This window comes from Microbulbifer maximicatervae (SeqCode), assembly GCF_052467695.1.
The window spans coordinates 2,359,549-2,375,058 of sequence record NZ_CP174320.1; the positions used below are offsets into that span (position 1 = coordinate 2,359,549).

The window sequence follows — 15,510 nt, forward strand, 5'->3', positions numbered from 1 at the left end:
TATGAATCGAGCGAGACAAACCGCACTGGCCCACGCGCGGGGCCTGGTGGCTAAGGGTGTGCGCTGGCGCCATCGAGGCCGTACAGACTGGGCGGTAGATTGCGTGGGCCTGATCGTGCTCAGCCTGCGCGCTGCCGGTGTCGATATCGAAGATGAAAAGCACTACGGCCGCGAACCCTGGAAAGATGGCTTGCGGCAAATAATGCAGCGGCGTTTTGGCAACCCGGTGGCAGAACCTTTGTGGCAACCGGGGGATATTGCGGTATTTAAATCGCCGCAAAAATCCGACCCCAGCCACGTCGGTTTTTTAGGGGATTATCCCCAAGGTGGATTCTCTCTAATCCATGCCCACGCCGACCAAGATTGCCGCGAGCATATTTTAGATAAGCGCTGGCGCCGCCTATTGGTGGAGGTGTATTCCCCATGGGTAACTTAATTTTTGGTACCACGACTATTGAGGGACGCACCTTTGACGATATTAAAGTGCAGACCTCCAAGGCCGGCGTACCGCGCCCGATTATTTTCGGCAAGGTGCTGCCCGTCATCGGCAATATTATCGCCACCACCGCGCCAAAGATTGTTAAGAAAAAAGAAAAGCAAAAATCCGGAAAGGGCGGCGGCTCGACAGAAGTTGTCAACGAGGAGGTTTACCGCACCTACGCGATAAGAATTGGCGAGGGGCCTATCACTGGTATCTCTCGTGTCTGGCGCAACAACGAATTGGTGTACGACCGCGATAGCATCGACAGCACGCAAGCCACCAACAATCTCGCCTTTTTACGCATTGCCGAATTCTTTCTTGGCGACTGGGATCAGATGCCCAGCGCAGTGATGCAAGCCGCCTTTGGGGTTAGTGAAGTGCACGCCTATCGAGGCACCTGTTACATGGTGATCGACAACGAAAACCTCACCAGCACCGGCGGTGCCATTCCGCAGTATGCGTTTGAGGTGGAGCGGGCTGAGGGTTACACGCTGACCAGTCGGCCCTATGCGCTGGAAGGCAGTGACAGTTTTACGGCGGGATACAGCCGATTTGATGCCCAGGCTATGGGCGCAACCGTTGAGGCCATGGCCCCCAGCTATAGCGGCTTTTTCGCTGAGCTGCGCGCGGTAAGAAAAGACAGCGGCGAATATCAAGAGGCCCTGGCCCCGGCCTATAGCGGGCTCAGTTTTGAATTAAAAACCCTAGCCCGTAACTACGCCGAAAACCCCGAGAGTATGGCCCCGGCCTACAGCGGATTTAGTTTTGAATTAAAAACCGTTGCCCGCTTTTACAGTGAAGACCCTGAATCAATTATCCCGGCCTATGCCGGGTTTAGTGCCGAATTGGAGAGCGTATGACCCCCAATATTCCCATTGCATTTGCCGGTCGCTTTAAAGTGGAGAAGCGCCGGCCCGGCGGCAAGCTGGTATCAGCGGCAGGCTGGCAAAATAATCTGATTTTAGATAACGGCCTGGAGATGTTCGGCACCCTCACATCGGGCAGTATTCTGTCCTACTGCCAAGTGGGTTCTGGTACTGCTACGCCGTCCGTGAATGACACAACCCTGACTGGCTATCTGGCCACGTCGACAGATCTCGACCAAACAGAGGGATATACCACAACGCCAGGGGATCGCTATTTATGGGTGCGACGAGTGTATGAGTTCAGCGCGGGAACGGCTACAGGTAATATCTCCGAGTTTGGTATTTCTCCAAACACTTCCGGCAACCTATTTTCCCGCGCCTTAATCAAAGATGAGCAGGGCAATCCCACCACGGTATCGATTCAGGCGGATGAAATTTTGGTAGTGACTTATGAGCTGCGCATGTATAAACCGGAGGTCGATGTGGTGGGCTCCAGTAATGGGTATAGCTATACCGCCCGCGCCGCCTATGTGGACGCGCCCAGCGAATGGGCTATGCCAACGGGTGAACTGGTATTCCCGGAGCAAAATTTCTCCTCTTACGCCTACTCTGGAGGCATCGGTAGTATCACCAATATCCCCGGGGGCGATGATTCTGAAGAGGCAACCAGAACGAATATTTTTACCGATGACTATGTGCCGGGTTCCCACCAGCGCAGCGGCGGGGTGGTGTTTGAGATCAGTGAGGCCAATTTCGATATTCGGTCATTTAAGTTCGATTTTGGCACTATGTCCTTTCAGGTGGAAATAGACCCGCCTATCTCAAAAACCAGCGATCAGGAATTGACTGTTAGGCACACGGTTAGTTGGGGCCGGGTCTGAGATGGCGCTGCCCGATAATACGCTATCGACACAAATCGATAGCGCCCCCTTTACCGGCGCCGCCCAACTACCGGTGCGCTCGCTGATTGACTACGAGAGCGGCGGTATTGCGATTCAAGATCCGTCAGAAGGGCTGCTGTATCAGACCTGGCGGGCGCGTATCTTAAATGACGGCACTGAAATTGTGCTGGATGCGCGTGAGGTGCCGGCATTCACGGCTATCACCGGCAGTGATATTAGCGAAGTGAGTCTGGCGTTTGACCAGAATATGCACCCGGTGCTGGCCTATGTCGAAGCGGGCCTAGCCAAACTGTATTGGTATGACACCACCCAGGGAAAGCAGGTCACTGACGAGTGGCCCGGCGTAGTTACCCCGCGTGTCACCATGGACGATAAGCGGCCTCTGCAATCCACAAAGAGTGATGTGATTTTTGCCTATTTAAAATCGGGGAACCTCTACTGTCGGCAGCAGCGCGACCGCTATCAAACCGAATACCTCTTACAGGAAAACGTGAATCGTTCCGGGCTGATTAAAGTCAGCATGAATCGCCATTTTAGGCTGCAATTTTTATTAAAACCCTAGGCTCTCTATGTCTTCCGCATATCCCCTCTACGCCGTCGTGGCCGAGATCTGCGAGCGCGCCGGCGTGCCCTACGATAAATTCGATACCACTTTGCTGGAGGGCTATGTGCAGGGGATGCAGATCACCAATGAATCCCCGGCTTACGAACATATCCAAACCCTGGCCCAGGTCTATTTTTTTGATCCGGTGAACCGCAGCGGCACGGTCACTTTTGTCCCGCGCGGCGGTGAACCGGTAATGGAAATCGATGAGAACGATTTAATCGGCGATAGCGACGACGAAAAAACTCGTCGCTCCCCCGAGGAAATCGTTCAGGTATTAAACCTGAATTATTACGATTCTGTCGGCGGTATCGATACCTGTAAACAAACCTCAGACCGCAGTATCGACACTCGCGGTGAAGGGGAAAAAAGTATTGAAACCCCCGTGGTGCTGGAAACCGATCAGGCCGCGCAGATCGCGGTGATTATGCATAAGGTGATGATCGAGGAGCAGCGCGGTGATGGTGAAATTACTTTGCCGCGCAGTTACCTGGGGCTCACCGCTGGCGACGTGGTGCTCTATCTTGGCGACCGCCTTCGCATCGATGAGGTGAATATTGATAGAGGCGAGCAAAAATACAAACTGATCCACGACCGCAAAAGCGCCTACCAAAGTCAGGCCCTAGGCGTGGCCCCCATGGCCACACCGGACCCAGTGCCGCTAGTGGCCGGCGCCACCTACATCGAATTTATCGACGCGCCAATACTGTCCAGCGGCGACGATACCCAGCTGGGCTATTACATCGCTCTCGCCGGCAGCAACAGCGCCTGGAGCGGTGCCACTGTCGCGCTCTCTTTAGATGGTGGAGAAAACTATAGCGAGTCCGATACCACCGACGTTGAGGCGGTAATGGGTGAGCTGGTCACTGCACTTGGCACCCACAAGCGCGAGATCCCCGACAGCCACAACCGAGTGCAAATCCAACTCTACGACGACGGCGACGCGCTCGAATATCGCACCCTGGCACAGCTACTTAACCGGCAGAACCGAGCGCTGATCGGTAATGAAATAGTGAGCTTTGGCGAGGCCGACGAGATCAGCCCCGGCGTCTGGGAAATTGGCTACCTGCTGCGCGGGCGCCTGGGAACCGAAATAACTCAGCACTCAGCGGGGACGCGCTTTGTCCTGCTGGATCGCAACACGCTCAACTATATCCCCACCGAGCGCTACAACTTAAACCAGACACTCACCTTCCGCGCCACCAGTTCCGGCAGCGGCGAGGAGACGACTACCGACGGCACCTACACTGGCGCCAGCCACAGTGAACCCGCACCCACCAGCCTGCGCGCCTACCGCAGCGGCGGCCAGCTCACCATCGAATGGGTTGGGGTAGGGTACCTCGGCGGCCGCGCCGCCTACGACCAAAGCCAGTTCTTTACCGGCTACCGGGTAACGATCAATGGCCAAAGCACCGATACCACTGCTACCAGCCTCACCATCACCGATCCAGGCACCGCCACCATCCAAGTGAGCCAAATCAACAGCATCACCGGCGCAGGCCCGGCAGCAGAAATTACGGCATAAACAGGATAAAAGGACCATGAGCAACACACCCAACAACGCCATACCCTACGCCGACGAAGGCACCCTCGACCCGGCGGCAAGCCTCAATCAAGCCCTGGACACCATCGACGCGCTGCTGCAGATCGAAGTGCTGGGGATCCAAAACGATCCCCCCGGCTCCCCCAGTGATGGCGACCGCTACCTAGTTGCCACCGGTAGCAATGAGTGGGCAAACCAAAACGGTCAGCTGGCCCGCTATGTGGCCGCCCCCGGCTACTGGCAATTCTTCCCGGCCAAGGTCGCACTGAATCAGGCGGACGGCTTGTTATATATCAACGGCAGTAGCGGCTGGCAGATAGCCAACCGCCCGGCGACATTGCCGCAGATCACTGGGGATACCGGTGCGGATCTGGCGGGAGTGGTAGGGCAGATGCTGGGGGCATTGGATGGGGTGCTTTGGGATAGTCAGGCTAGCTGACTTTAGTTAAGCACCATTAATTACTTAACTTTTCTAATTACAGACATGTTGTCACCAAAAATCACTATGGATCTACGGAGGTTTGGGTCAGTTGGATCGTAAGATAAAAATAAGTTACCACCGGCTTCGCCTTCAAAAAAATTGGCTGTAAATATTTGCCACTCCTCATCACTCTCCACTCGAGATTCAGCTGCACATAATGTTTCGTTGCAAGAAAAATTGCTTTCTACATTGATGTTAAGGTCGGCGGAAATGGATTTCGCCATCTGATTAAATTCCTCAGATTTCATAATGTTTTCTGAGGATAATCCAGAAATAGACTTCATCACTTCTTTATAGTTTTTACTGCCGAGAATAATGCCGGCTTCATCGGCTTTCGTAACATTCAATTTTTTATCTATTAAGAGTTCACTTAAGTTTACATTGATATCTATATTGCATGAGTGATGGTCCATTTCATCAATGCAGAGCAGTTTTTCTGGGGTGAGTTCATGTTGATCAAAATTAGAATCGGAGTAATCGTGGTCGTGGTCGTGGTCGTGTGTTCCGCTATCGCGATGTTGTATTTCGGGTTCTGAAGAAATTTGCCTTATTTTTTTACTGTTCGTTGTGGTTGTTTCTAGTGAGGAGGGGGCAGTGCTCGCTTGTGCTTCTAAATAAAAATAAGAAGTTGCTGCACCTGCACCTGCTGCTAGAATAAAAAATAAGATATAAATCTTTGGCATATTTTTTCCATGATCCTTTTGGTGTAATTGGGTGGATGAGAAGTTTTTTAAAGTTATGTTATATGTTTAAAGTTATTTGATACGTTTTTTTACTTGCTGGTATCTACGGCAGTGTCATGAGGCAGAAAAACCGTAGTCACTCTTCCTCCGCAGCAATCTGTAATGGTAGTGACTCCTGTTACTGGGTTTATTGTTGTAACGCAGGCATTAGTACAGCTGGTTTCACTCATATGAGTCGCATAGGCGGTAAGCGAGAAAAGTGTAAAAGAAATCAGAGTTAGTAAAATTAATTTTATTTTTGAGGGTGTTTTCATTACTGTTCCTTAGTGATTTTCTCATCCGGTTGAAATATACGCCTCTCTAATAGTGTTTTCTAGCTCAAATTGACAAGAGTTTTGCATTGAATCAGTTAAATTTAATTAATTGTTATGTTTGTCATTTTTGATTAAATAGCTTAATTTGAATTTATTTAACTTTTTGGCCCTTGGTCAATAAGGGTTATCTCTCTTTATTCTCTGCTAAGGGTTTCTCGTGAAACTTCCTCTATGTAGGCAGCTTTAATTAAAGAGGGTGCTATTCGGTCGATGCTAGTGGGCACAGCTGCTCAACCGGCAGAACCGGGCATTAACCAAGCCCTGGATACCATCGACGCGCCATTATAGATCGAAGTGCTGGGCATCCAAAACGATCCCCCCGGCTCCTCCAGCGATGGCGACCGCTACATAGTTGCCACCGGTAGCAATGAGTGGGCAAACCAAAACGGCCAGCTGGCCCGCTATGTGGCCGCCCCCGGCTACTGGCAATTCTTCCCGGTCAAGGTCGCACTGAATCAGGCGGACGGCTTGTTATATATCAACGGCAGTAGCGGCTGGCAGATAGCCAACCGCCCGGCGACATTGCCGCAGATCACTGGGGATACCGGTGCGGATCTGGCGGGAGTGGTAGGGCAGATGCTGGGGGCATTGGATGGGGTGTTTTGGGATAATTTGGTTGGCTGAAAGTAGGCGGCACAACTGTGTGTGTTGTTACCGCACATACCTAAATTATACCTCGATTCTATCCACGTATTCTTTCAGCGCTTCAGTTATCTGAATACTTGCAACATCCCCCAAGTCGTATTCTCTGGGGATACCTGGGTGGATTTGGCCCATAACGCGTTCCACTCGAATATAACGAAGCCTTTCCAGTTCATTTATAGCCGGCCGTAGATTATTGGGCGGGTTACTTCCCCATAGATTAACTAGCTCGTCTCTATTTGGCCCAACCTGCTTTTTTGCCGAGCCAAATTCTTTTCTAAGCAAAGATGCTAAAGTCCAAGCGTCCCTAGATGGCATTGAAACTCTCCTTATAGAATCTAAAATAAGTGTGACAAGTTAAACAGTTCAACTTAATTCGACATTAAACAGCTTCCGGGCTTCAAAAATTGCAGTGCCAACGTAGGGCTTTAGAGTTTTTAGATCAATCTTCGGACCGCAATTAAGTATTACGTCAGGTGACCAGTTACAGCCTTCGGAGTCCGGTGATGCTAGTGGGTACTGGACGCTAACTTTGGACCCTTCGCACTCCGGGTTACTGCAAACTTTCTCTGTTATCCATTGGCTCAATTCATCTATGCTTATCCTTGTTCTTTCGGACACTTCTATCTCCATGAGTGATCGCACAGGCACTCTATTGATTCTTACGAGCACCTATAAAAGTAAAGGTTTTTAATCTGAGTAACATGCCGAGGGGGCTTTGACCTAGCGTGCTAGGATTTTACGGTTACGCCATCAGGCGTGTATCGCTGTTGTTACTCTAGATTACCGTCACCCTCCTTCTTTTTAGGCTTCCCATAATCCTTGGCAGCCTTGGAAAATGAGGCTGGCTTCTCTTTCTTGTACGGTCGTGCAAGAAAAGTTTTTACCCAACCATCAAAGTATTTCAGGTACTCTTTAGGTACCTTTTTCGACATCCACGTAATAAACATCAAGTTAAGAAACGGTCTCGCCTCTCTGTATATGCGGTACGTTAGGTATGCCGCTAAGTTAGCAGCCAATATTGATGTGTCCATAATCTATTCCTATATGGATTTGTTACAGGCACTCATGTTTTTGAAAAAAAAGTTTGTAATTCTTCGAACGATAGTTGTATCATTCGAAGAACAAATAAGTTTACTAAAATAAAACATTCTTCATGAGTGTTGTATCATTTAGTTAAATGCCTTAGCTGTGCCACCAGCTTAAGCGCCGAAAAAAAGCAAAGCCCCTCGGCTTCCTGCTTTCCCAAGTATGTAACCCTGCCCTCGAAAGTTGGCGGGGCATACTTTTTGGGATCGAGAAACTTATATCACGTTCGTGTGCGCGTCAAGTTTTCCTGTCGGCCGACTTTAATAGAATTTTTTTCCTTAGCGGCTTTCCTTCTCTCTGCTCTCTTGATTAGCCCCGCTTTGTAGGATCTTTTGCTTTCTTTAGTGCTTGAAAAGTACTCTCTATTGTTCGCTGAATATGTAGCTGCCATTCCTTGGTTAGCTGAGAGTAGAGCCGCGCAATAAAAGGCGGAAAGGGAATCTGCGCAAAGTGGTGCAGGTTCTCCACCCCGTACACCTTCGCCAAAGTAATCCCCACCGCCTCACACCATACCGGCAGCAGGTCCGCCGGTATTCGTTGTACGCCTGTTTCCATTTTCGAAATTTGAGATGACACAAGCCCCAGCTGCTTTGCCAGCTGTGCAACCGTCATCCTCTCCCGTTTCCGTGCGTTGCGCAGGCGATCGCCTAGTGATCCGGCCTCAAACATCGAGCCGCGTTATACGCCCTCTTGACATCCTCCCCACCCTAAAGGACGGGGATTCCTACAGCTAGACGGCGATGCCCCGCCGCAAGAATGTTCTTAGCCGCATTTATATCGCGGTGGTGCTCAGCTCCGCACTCTGAGCAAGACCATTCTCTTATTCGCAAACCCGCTCTACCTTTCGGACTACTGTCGGGAATCGTCCCGCAGCTCGAACAAGTTTGGGTGGAGTAGACTTCGTTGACCTCTTCAAAAACTATGCCTGCGTGATCGCACTTGTATTCCAGCATGGTTTTGAGTGAACTCCAGCCCGCATCCAAAACAGACTTAGCCATCTTGGTCTTCGTGAGGGCTTGGCTTGATACGTTACCAACGAAAATTGCCGCATTCTCATTGACGAGAGTCCGACTATATTTGTGCAGACTGTCTTGCCTGCGATTTCTGATTTTTGCGTGTATGGCTTTTACACGCTTTTGATTTCTGGCTCTTTGAGAGATACCCAGTTTGGCTTCCAGTTTCCGATACTCACGACCTCCAACACCTTCACCATTGGAGTCGGTAGCGGATTCCTTGCAGCCGAGATCGATACCTACAGAACCTTTACCAGCTGATTGCTCAACCTCAATGGCTACAACCACGTTGAAGTACCAGCGGCCCCTGGCGTCCTCATTGAAGCTGGCAGATCGGAACTTGAATTGGCTCAGGCCAAAGGAGTCCCAAACAGAAAAGAAGCTACCGTTGTGAAAGACTTGCCCGTTCTTCCACTTGGCTGCACCGGTGTTCACTGGAACCCAGCCAAGCGAACGGCGCACACCGCCTGATTTGCGCCAGTTCAGGCGGGCTTTCTTGAATTGCTTTCTGCGGGTGACGTACTCTGAAGCTACCGACTGGAGTGTCTGACTATGCAGGCCAAGTTCTTTGCCCGCGCCTTTGGTGTACGGGTGCAGGTCATAGGCAGACAAAAACTTTCCGTGCTCCTTGATTGAGCGAGAGCTGAGTTCGTTGATGTAGTTCCAAACAAAATTCACAGAGCGAGCCATCTCATTGAGCAGCCTTGCATGTTTGTCTTTAACTCGAACTTTCAGTGTTTTTGTTTTCTGCATATTTTCATCTTATCAAGTGCTTGGTTAAAGAAATACTGTTGATCAAAGGGAGCCTTCGGCTCCCGCGCTTACATCCCCGCACTAGAAGTACGGGGTTTTACGCGTATTCGATAAAATCAAAGTATTTCGAAAATCGAAACATTCCCGCATTCTACCGTGCTAAATCAGAAAGCTTTCAGCACAACTGTTCATGAAATGTGAATTTGGTAGTAGCGTTTGGCGACTTGTCGTCATAAGGCAGTACAGATAACTGGCGTTAGGTGACACAGGGAAGAGATAGGACTAGCAGTTAAAAGGAGTTGAGCATGCCTATGAAATCGCAAATGGAGCAATTGCAGCGGGTCGCAAGTCTGTGTGTGGCCCTGGAGTGGGTAGCAGCCTACCCAGATTTAGCGGGAAGGGATGCCGTATTAAAGCTAATAGGTGAGGAAGTGAGCACCACTATCCAGGGGGTGATTTATGCGGTCGAGTCAAAAGGAGGTGGCGGCGCAGAGATGGCCTGAGCTTAGCAGCCTGTGCGACGTCCAAGTCGCGCAGGTAACTTGCTTTAAAGGGAGTGTCGACAATAAACTGTATACATATACAGTATTTGGTGCGGCACATGAACTTAACCCCACTCTACACTAGCGGCGTATCTTGCGGCTTTCCCTCTCCGGCTGATGACCACATAGAACAGCCTCTCAGTCTGGATGAACATTTAATCACCAATCCCCCGGCCACATTCATGGCCCGCGCTAACGGCGACTCAATGCAAGAGGTGGGCATCTTTGACCGAGATGTGCTGATTGTGGATCGCTCCCTCACGCCGGTGAGCGGCGATGTAGTCGTAGTCGCACTGGATGGGCAGCTAACCTGCAAGATCTTGGACCTAAAGCGAGGACGGCTATTGTCCGCCAATGGCAGATATAGGCCCATACCTATTTGGGAAGGGCAGGAGCTGATTGTGGAAGGGGTGGTTAAGGCGTCGGTGAGATATCACCGGGCTGTAGTAGCTTCGTAGATAAGAGAAAGATTCTAGATTTGTGGTACGAGACTGGTACACAAAAAAATAGACTACGATAAATTATTGATTTTGTTTAAGTTTTTTAAGTATAGATCCAATCAAGCAGCGGAGCGGTACAAAAGCGATGGGGGCTAAAATCGGACATAAACTACGGTGTAACAGACTAATAAAAACAGAGTAGCCCGCCATTATATGGGATGTAAAACGTAGACCCCATGTGGAAATGTATCTGGATGAGGGTATTTTGACCTCTTGAGCATTTATTGTGCCCAACTGTTGTACCGGTTGCATGGGGCTGACAGCTGTCCCACTGGGCAACGTATGCTTGCTGGGCTGGTTGTGTAGCTCCAGAACCGGGGCCTCTTTTGGCGAATACTTAGCGCTACTAGGCTCGCCTAAGTGGTGAGTAACTGGGATAAGGTCAGAGTATTATCTTGTCATCAGTTTATTGAAAGCATGGACCTTGTATGGCTTTATTAAATAGCAGCTTCTTTGTTTAAATATCTCAGAAAGAGCCCCCTAAACGCACAGATTTAAGTAATCCTGATTCTATTTTATGGGTGTGGTGTATAAATGACCTTTCTTTCCATGCTCTAACTTTGTAATAGATTGGCAACAGTGCCTTGATTAATAATTTAGAAGTCATCCGAAAAACTTAGACTTATATTTTCTCGAGCACCTATTTCATACTGCGAAATTATGGGAAGGATCTTACCAGGACGCTAATTAAATAACTTTCGATGATTCTCCTAACCTTTAATTTTCGTAGGAGTTTCATCTTTTAAGGTGAGCTGGGTCGGTAATGAACCTGTAGGATTTCAGACACTTCCCCTTCGGTCAGTATCATCTCTTCTTCAATACGCAGACAGTGATTTAAATACTTCCTACCTACTTCCTTTAAGGTTTGAGAGCCTGACTGATAGCTGACCCTCCAGGTGGGCGACTTTCTTGCTTATGTTGGCTTTTGGTATAGCCAGGCGATTTGCGGCTTGGATAAAGCTAGCTGTTTCCACTACGGCTAAAAGCACCTTCATATCTTTGAGGTCTTGGCTCATAGAAATCTATTGTTGTTGAAAGTGGGATAGTCATATCCTGATTTTGGTATATATCAAACAATAAGTTGTACCTAAGATACCTCCATCGCTTACATATTTTGGAGGCACATCATGAAAATCCTCAAACGTGACTCACTACCACTTGGCGGTTTTGCTGGACTTACCGAGCACAGGTTGGTCACGGATAGCCAGGTGTTCGGTCCGCACAAACATCCACATACCTCTGAAGGGCTCGATAATTTTGTTTATCTGGCCGATGCCCGCTTCAATCCGAAAGGCGAAACAGGCATGCATCCTCACCGTGAGATAGATGTGATCTCGGTCATGGTGGATGGACGAATACAACATGAGGGCTCTTTAGAGCATGGCAAAGGTTTAGATAAAGGAGGAGTGCAAGTCCAGCGAGCTGGAGGCCAGGGGTTTACACACAACGAGGTGAACCCGGATAGCAAAAAAAATCGAATGATCCAGTTATGGGTCTTACCAACTGTCTCTGGTCAAGCCGCAGGCTACAAGTATTACATGCCCCGCCAAAATAAGGTCACCCGGGTTTATGGGGGCCGCGATGATCAAACAGTGACCTTTGATAACAGTACGATTATCGAGATCGCCAATTTAAATGCAGCTGAGCAAATTTCATTTAATGGCGAAATTCTGGTTTACCTAACTAAAGGCTGGGGAGTCTTTTCTGAAGCTGGGCAAAAAGAAAACGTGAAGGATGGAGATTTAATTAGGAGTTATAGCGGTAAGTTAATTGCAGATGTTAATACAAGTGCAATTGTTATTAGAAAGTTAAAACATTAAATAGGTAGGTAGCACCGTGAATAAGTTTTCAGAGACCTTAACTAAAGACAATTCTGTGTTGGCATTAATTGATCATCAAACGGGACTATTGGTGAGTTGTCGGGATCTGGACCCGCATCTGATGACGGAGAACATAAAGGGATTGGCAAATCTTGCGAAAGCAGTAGGTTTACCCACTGTTGTTACCGCGAGTATGCCTGAAGGCCCTAATGGTCCTATTATGCCAGAGATAACAAACATCTTGGGCAGTGAAATAATTGAGCGTGAAGGTGAGATAAACGCATGGAAAAGTCCGGAGTTTAAGCGAGCTATTGAGGCAACCGGGCGTAAAAAAATAATTATGGCTGGCATCGTTACGGATGTCTGCTTGATGTTTCCCGCTATCTCTGCTGTAGCCGAAGGGTATGATGTATATGCCGTAGTGGATGCTTCTGGTACTTGGAATAGTACAGTAACACAAGCTGCTATGCATCGTATGACGCAGGCGGGTGTTAAAGTTGCTACCTGGTCATCCGTGTTGGCAGAGATGATGGATGATTGGCGGAGTGATCACGGCACGGAACTTGGGGGCATATTAGCTCAACACACGACCTATCGATGGGTATATAACAGCTACCTTACTGCAGCAAACCAAAAGTAATTCAAAGCCCCTCTCATTTTACGGGAGGGGCGGGAGTATATCTATGGTTAATCACAATAAGCATTTTGCTACATTAATTACATTTTTATCCTTGATTCCTTTGGTTTATTTTATTCCCGACAGCTTAGCCCTAATTTTGCCAGATCATAAATTGTTACAAGTAATTGCTGCTGTGGCGATTATAGTACCGATTATTAGCTATTTGATTATACCGTTCGCTTTCTATTTGGTTGGGCACATTTACGGTAAAAAGGTGAAGAGATAAATTATTTATCAGATGATTATTTGGGGTTGGTATTCAAGTGACTTGAAGTCGAAAAATTAAACTGCACATTCAAAATGTATTTAAATATTTCGCTCTCTTTCGGAGGAACTATCTTCTGTTTTGGTCGGGGTATTTTTTGTGGCAATCGATCGACCAGCCTGGAGGGTGGGCTCCAGTTTTTTCAGTATCTTGCGGGCAGTAGCGCGGTAGCTGGTCAATTTGCCGCCTGCTACGGCCAACATCCGTGGCTTCTTATCGTCATCGCAGCAAATAATGGACTCCCGGGATCGCGCGAAGGGGCTCTTCTCCATTTCAGGAAGTACTCGCAGCCCCGCATAACTCTCACAAATGTCCTCGCCGTTCAGCCCTCGGGCTTGCGCAAAATATTCCTGTACGGCCTGTAAGAGATAGCTCTCTTCCTCGAGAGTCGGTGTTACGTCGCGAGGATCGCCGAAATAGGGCCGCTCTGTGGTCCCTACCAGGGTTTTGTCTTGCCAGGGCATTACAAAAATTGCGCGCCCGTCATCAGCTTCGACGTAGTAGATTTTGTCGCCCAGTGATAGAGGCAACAAGATATGGGTGCCTGCAACCAAGTCGATAGGTGGAATATCCACTGGGGGCGTACAGCGAGCATTGGTATTGGCTACCCAGGGGCCACTGCAATTGACCAGTGCACGGGTGCGCAGGGTGTTGAGCTTGCCGTTTGCTACATAATCAATCCGGACATGGTCGCGGGTGACTTCTGCGCCTACCAAACTGCCAGGGCAAATTATTTGAGCCCCTTGAGCGACTGCCGAAGCCACAACGTCACGGGTTAAAGCGGCATCGTCGGTTTGTGCATCGTAGTAGCGAAATACAGCCTTCAGGCCTTCCCGATTCAGGCCCGGCAAGCTGTCCCATTGGGATTTAGGGACTTTTCGAAAGCGGGAATCGCTGTTGTTTATTCCCGACAACAGGCTGTAGAGGCTCAACCCCAAGCGGACCAGCCAGGCCGGTCTCCTGCTGTGCTGGTAGATAGGGATATAAAAAGGGACCATTCTCACGAGTTCAGGCTTGTTATCCAGTAGCCACTTTCTCTCCCGCAGGCACTCGTAGACCAAACGGAACTGGCCGCTCTCCAGGTAACGCAAGCCGCCGTGAATGAGTTTGGAGGAGCGAGAGGAAGTGGCGGCGGCGATACCCAGCTGTTCGAGTATCACCACGGAATAGTGATTTGTGGCCAGAACCTCAGCGGCTCCCGCTCCCTGTATACCTGCGCCGACTACCAGGACATCAAAATCCGTAGACATCACTCGCTTCCCGGGAGCGCATCAGCAGCGGCAAGTTGCCGGTGAGAATATGGTGAGCACCGCGCTTGCGCCAGAGTACTGCCTCTTCTGTTGAGTTGATTTCATAGACAACCCATTGCCAGGGGCCTGGGGGCAATTCGTCACATTCAACCTGGCTGTCGCGAATTAGTAGATATTCTGGCGCCAAAGTAACAATGTCGGCAGATAGGCACCGGGAGACACTATTGATCTCAAGGGCAACCCGATGCCAGCCCATATTGCGGGCGGCTCTGAGGCTGCGGCAGTCTGCGGTGAGTAGAGCGAATGACTCATTCTCAGTGTGCATCAGCTCCATTAACTTTTTAACGGCGGTGACAAATCCAGTGGCGGCGATATTGGCAGGTGAGATACCGATAAACCAATCCAGGTGGCGATGGCAGCTGGCCCAGTCTACCAGCTCGATAAAGCGATTGATCGACTGGTGGTGTAACTGTGAGTCCCTAAGGGAGTGGAAGACCTGGGACTGGTCATTGCCGGGGATGTGCAGGCTATCCTCGTGGAAGCACCAGGGGGTGCCGTCGGCGCTGAAGCGGATATCGCACTGAATAGCGCAGGCCCCCAGATTATGGGCCGCCTCGAAAGCGGCAATCGTATTCTCTGGTTGGCGGGTCTTGTCGCCGCGATGAGCAATTAACATGTGAATCTGGTCCGAAAAGCGGGTGTTATTGTCGTCTGGAATTGGGCGTAATTTGGCCTTTGCCCAGAGATGAACCGGACCCTGGCTGGAGCCGGGTCATACAGGAAAAATAGACGGTGCCACCGCTGTTGCAAGGTTCACGGGGAGGAAATATGGGACCAGAGGGCTATCAATGGAGGGCTGGGGTTTTTACATAGTGATGATGCTGAATCGATTGCATACTGCCCATATGGATAGCGCGCCACTGAGTGAGCTAGCGGTATGTCCCGTCAGGATGATCTATTGCGTTGGCAGTGTTTTACTTTTCAGGCGGTGTAGGGCAAATCAGTATTGCTTCTTATTTACTA

19 protein-coding genes are annotated in these 15,510 nt (G+C 49.6%); 12 read left to right on the plus strand and 7 right to left on the minus strand.

Annotated features, from left to right (window positions below; all coding sequences use genetic code 11):
* Position 1: 1 nt before the first annotated feature.
* The 6 genes from ACJJI8_RS10380 to ACJJI8_RS10405 are packed head-to-tail and all read left to right on the plus strand — an operon-like array spanning position 2 to position 4,835.
* Complete coding sequence (locus ACJJI8_RS10380; RefSeq protein ID WP_444934971.1) at positions 2 to 436, plus strand: NlpC/P60 family protein; 435 nt, start codon at positions 2 to 4, stop codon at positions 434 to 436.
* Positions 424 to 1,341: a hypothetical protein gene (locus tag ACJJI8_RS10385; RefSeq protein WP_444934972.1), complete on the plus strand. Its 918-nt coding sequence runs from the start codon at positions 424 to 426 to the stop codon at positions 1,339 to 1,341. Before ACJJI8_RS10380 ends, ACJJI8_RS10385 begins: the two co-directional genes overlap by 13 nt.
* Positions 1,338 to 2,228 (plus strand): hypothetical protein, encoded by an 891-nt coding sequence (locus ACJJI8_RS10390; protein ID WP_444933609.1) that lies wholly within the window; start codon positions 1,338 to 1,340, stop codon positions 2,226 to 2,228. Before ACJJI8_RS10385 ends, ACJJI8_RS10390 begins: the two co-directional genes overlap by 4 nt.
* A gap of 1 nt (position 2,229) precedes the next feature.
* Positions 2,230 to 2,811, plus strand: coding sequence for a hypothetical protein (locus ACJJI8_RS10395; protein WP_444934973.1), 582 nt, complete (start codon positions 2,230 to 2,232; stop codon positions 2,809 to 2,811).
* A gap of 7 nt (positions 2,812 to 2,818) precedes the next feature.
* Positions 2,819 to 4,378, plus strand: coding sequence for a phage tail protein (locus tag ACJJI8_RS10400; RefSeq protein ID WP_444934974.1), 1,560 nt, complete (start codon positions 2,819 to 2,821; stop codon positions 4,376 to 4,378).
* Between the two features lie 16 nt (positions 4,379 to 4,394).
* A complete protein-coding gene (locus ACJJI8_RS10405; protein WP_444934975.1) occupies positions 4,395 to 4,835 on the plus strand; it encodes a DUF2793 domain-containing protein in 441 nt (146 codons plus the stop codon).
* A 20-nt stretch (positions 4,836 to 4,855) separates the two neighbouring features.
* Here ACJJI8_RS10405 and ACJJI8_RS10410 read toward each other — a convergent pair whose 3' ends face one another.
* Positions 4,856 to 5,560, minus strand: coding sequence for a hypothetical protein (locus tag ACJJI8_RS10410; protein WP_444934976.1), 705 nt, complete (start codon positions 5,558 to 5,560; stop codon positions 4,856 to 4,858).
* A gap of 668 nt (positions 5,561 to 6,228) precedes the next feature.
* Between ACJJI8_RS10410 and ACJJI8_RS10415 the strand changes: the two genes are divergently transcribed.
* Positions 6,229 to 6,558 (plus strand): DUF2793 domain-containing protein, encoded by a 330-nt coding sequence (locus ACJJI8_RS10415; protein WP_444934977.1) that lies wholly within the window; start codon positions 6,229 to 6,231, stop codon positions 6,556 to 6,558.
* Positions 6,559 to 7,349: 791 nt separating this feature from the next.
* Here ACJJI8_RS10415 and ACJJI8_RS10420 read toward each other — a convergent pair.
* The 3 genes from ACJJI8_RS10420 to ACJJI8_RS10430 all read right to left on the minus strand — a co-directional run bounded on the left by ACJJI8_RS10420 (position 7,350) and on the right by ACJJI8_RS10430 (position 9,431).
* Positions 7,350 to 7,610 carry a hypothetical protein gene (locus ACJJI8_RS10420; RefSeq protein ID WP_444934978.1) on the minus strand — a complete coding sequence of 87 codons (261 nt, stop codon included), beginning with the start codon at positions 7,608 to 7,610 and terminating at the stop codon, positions 7,350 to 7,352.
* A 364-nt stretch (positions 7,611 to 7,974) separates the two neighbouring features.
* On the minus strand, positions 7,975 to 8,334 hold the full coding sequence (locus ACJJI8_RS10425; RefSeq protein WP_444934979.1) for a helix-turn-helix domain-containing protein: 360 nt from the start codon (positions 8,332 to 8,334) through the stop codon (positions 7,975 to 7,977).
* Between the two features lie 38 nt (positions 8,335 to 8,372).
* Positions 8,373 to 9,431: an RNA-guided endonuclease InsQ/TnpB family protein gene (locus tag ACJJI8_RS10430; RefSeq protein ID WP_444934980.1), complete on the minus strand. Its 1,059-nt coding sequence runs from the start codon at positions 9,429 to 9,431 to the stop codon at positions 8,373 to 8,375.
* A 305-nt stretch (positions 9,432 to 9,736) separates the two neighbouring features.
* On the opposite strand from ACJJI8_RS10430, the gene ACJJI8_RS10435 reads away from it, so the two are divergent.
* Positions 9,737 to 9,934, plus strand: coding sequence for a hypothetical protein (locus tag ACJJI8_RS10435; RefSeq protein WP_444934981.1), 198 nt, complete (start codon positions 9,737 to 9,739; stop codon positions 9,932 to 9,934).
* A 98-nt stretch (positions 9,935 to 10,032) separates the two neighbouring features.
* Complete coding sequence (locus tag ACJJI8_RS10440; protein ID WP_444934982.1) at positions 10,033 to 10,431, plus strand: LexA family protein; 399 nt, start codon at positions 10,033 to 10,035, stop codon at positions 10,429 to 10,431.
* An 887-nt stretch (positions 10,432 to 11,318) separates the two neighbouring features.
* On the opposite strand, the gene ACJJI8_RS10445 is transcribed toward ACJJI8_RS10440, so the two are convergent.
* Entirely contained in the window at positions 11,319 to 11,489 is a 171-nt protein-coding gene (locus ACJJI8_RS10445) for a helix-turn-helix domain-containing protein (RefSeq protein ID WP_444934983.1), read from the minus strand.
* 111 nt (positions 11,490 to 11,600) lie between these two features.
* Between ACJJI8_RS10445 and ACJJI8_RS10450 the strand changes: the two genes are divergently transcribed.
* The 3 genes from ACJJI8_RS10450 to ACJJI8_RS10460 are packed head-to-tail and all read left to right on the plus strand — an operon-like array spanning position 11,601 to position 13,198.
* Positions 11,601 to 12,293, plus strand: a complete 693-nt coding sequence (locus ACJJI8_RS10450) for a pirin family protein (RefSeq protein WP_444934984.1) — start codon at positions 11,601 to 11,603, stop codon at positions 12,291 to 12,293.
* A gap of 16 nt (positions 12,294 to 12,309) precedes the next feature.
* Positions 12,310 to 12,933 carry an isochorismatase family protein gene (locus ACJJI8_RS10455; RefSeq protein WP_444934985.1) on the plus strand — a complete coding sequence of 208 codons (624 nt, stop codon included), beginning with the start codon at positions 12,310 to 12,312 and terminating at the stop codon, positions 12,931 to 12,933.
* Between the two features lie 43 nt (positions 12,934 to 12,976).
* Positions 12,977 to 13,198: a hypothetical protein gene (locus ACJJI8_RS10460; protein WP_444934986.1), complete on the plus strand. Its 222-nt coding sequence runs from the start codon at positions 12,977 to 12,979 to the stop codon at positions 13,196 to 13,198.
* A gap of 80 nt (positions 13,199 to 13,278) precedes the next feature.
* On the opposite strand, the gene ACJJI8_RS10465 is transcribed toward ACJJI8_RS10460, so the two are convergent.
* Positions 13,279 to 14,487, minus strand: a complete 1,209-nt coding sequence (locus tag ACJJI8_RS10465) for a glycerol-3-phosphate dehydrogenase/oxidase (protein WP_444934987.1) — start codon at positions 14,485 to 14,487, stop codon at positions 13,279 to 13,281.
* Entirely contained in the window at positions 14,471 to 15,163 is a 693-nt protein-coding gene (locus tag ACJJI8_RS10470) for a glycerophosphodiester phosphodiesterase family protein (RefSeq protein ID WP_444934988.1), read from the minus strand. The genes ACJJI8_RS10465 and ACJJI8_RS10470 overlap by 17 nt, the downstream gene beginning before the upstream one ends.
* Between the last annotated feature and the right edge of the window lie 347 nt (positions 15,164 to 15,510).

Excerpts from the sequence above, each read along its gene's own strand:
- ACJJI8_RS10390 (WP_444933609.1), top strand. The coding sequence starts at position 1,338 with ATGACCCCCAATATTCCCATTGCATTTGCCGGTCGCTTTAAAGTGGAG.
- ACJJI8_RS10380 (WP_444934971.1), top strand. The coding sequence starts at position 2 with ATGAATCGAGCGAGACAAACCGCACTGGCCCACGCGCGGGGCCTGGTG.
- ACJJI8_RS10430 (WP_444934980.1), bottom strand. The coding sequence starts at position 9,431 with ATGCAGAAAACAAAAACACTGAAAGTTCGAGTTAAAGACAAACATGCA.
- ACJJI8_RS10410 (WP_444934976.1), bottom strand. The coding sequence starts at position 5,560 with ATGCCAAAGATTTATATCTTATTTTTTATTCTAGCAGCAGGTGCAGGT.
- ACJJI8_RS10395 (WP_444934973.1), top strand. The coding sequence starts at position 2,230 with ATGGCGCTGCCCGATAATACGCTATCGACACAAATCGATAGCGCCCCC.
- ACJJI8_RS10465 (WP_444934987.1), bottom strand. The coding sequence starts at position 14,487 with ATGTCTACGGATTTTGATGTCCTGGTAGTCGGCGCAGGTATACAGGGA.
- ACJJI8_RS10450 (WP_444934984.1), top strand. The coding sequence starts at position 11,601 with ATGAAAATCCTCAAACGTGACTCACTACCACTTGGCGGTTTTGCTGGA.
- ACJJI8_RS10435 (WP_444934981.1), top strand. The coding sequence starts at position 9,737 with ATGCCTATGAAATCGCAAATGGAGCAATTGCAGCGGGTCGCAAGTCTG.
- ACJJI8_RS10470 (WP_444934988.1), bottom strand. The coding sequence starts at position 15,163 with ATGTTAATTGCTCATCGCGGCGACAAGACCCGCCAACCAGAGAATACG.
- ACJJI8_RS10425 (WP_444934979.1), bottom strand. The coding sequence starts at position 8,334 with ATGTTTGAGGCCGGATCACTAGGCGATCGCCTGCGCAACGCACGGAAA.
- ACJJI8_RS10385 (WP_444934972.1), top strand. The coding sequence starts at position 424 with ATGGGTAACTTAATTTTTGGTACCACGACTATTGAGGGACGCACCTTT.
- ACJJI8_RS10400 (WP_444934974.1), top strand. The coding sequence starts at position 2,819 with ATGTCTTCCGCATATCCCCTCTACGCCGTCGTGGCCGAGATCTGCGAG.
- ACJJI8_RS10440 (WP_444934982.1), top strand. The coding sequence starts at position 10,033 with ATGAACTTAACCCCACTCTACACTAGCGGCGTATCTTGCGGCTTTCCC.
- ACJJI8_RS10420 (WP_444934978.1), bottom strand. The coding sequence starts at position 7,610 with ATGGACACATCAATATTGGCTGCTAACTTAGCGGCATACCTAACGTAC.
- ACJJI8_RS10445 (WP_444934983.1), bottom strand. The coding sequence starts at position 11,489 with ATGAGCCAAGACCTCAAAGATATGAAGGTGCTTTTAGCCGTAGTGGAA.
- ACJJI8_RS10460 (WP_444934986.1), top strand. The coding sequence starts at position 12,977 with ATGGTTAATCACAATAAGCATTTTGCTACATTAATTACATTTTTATCC.
- ACJJI8_RS10405 (WP_444934975.1), top strand. The coding sequence starts at position 4,395 with ATGAGCAACACACCCAACAACGCCATACCCTACGCCGACGAAGGCACC.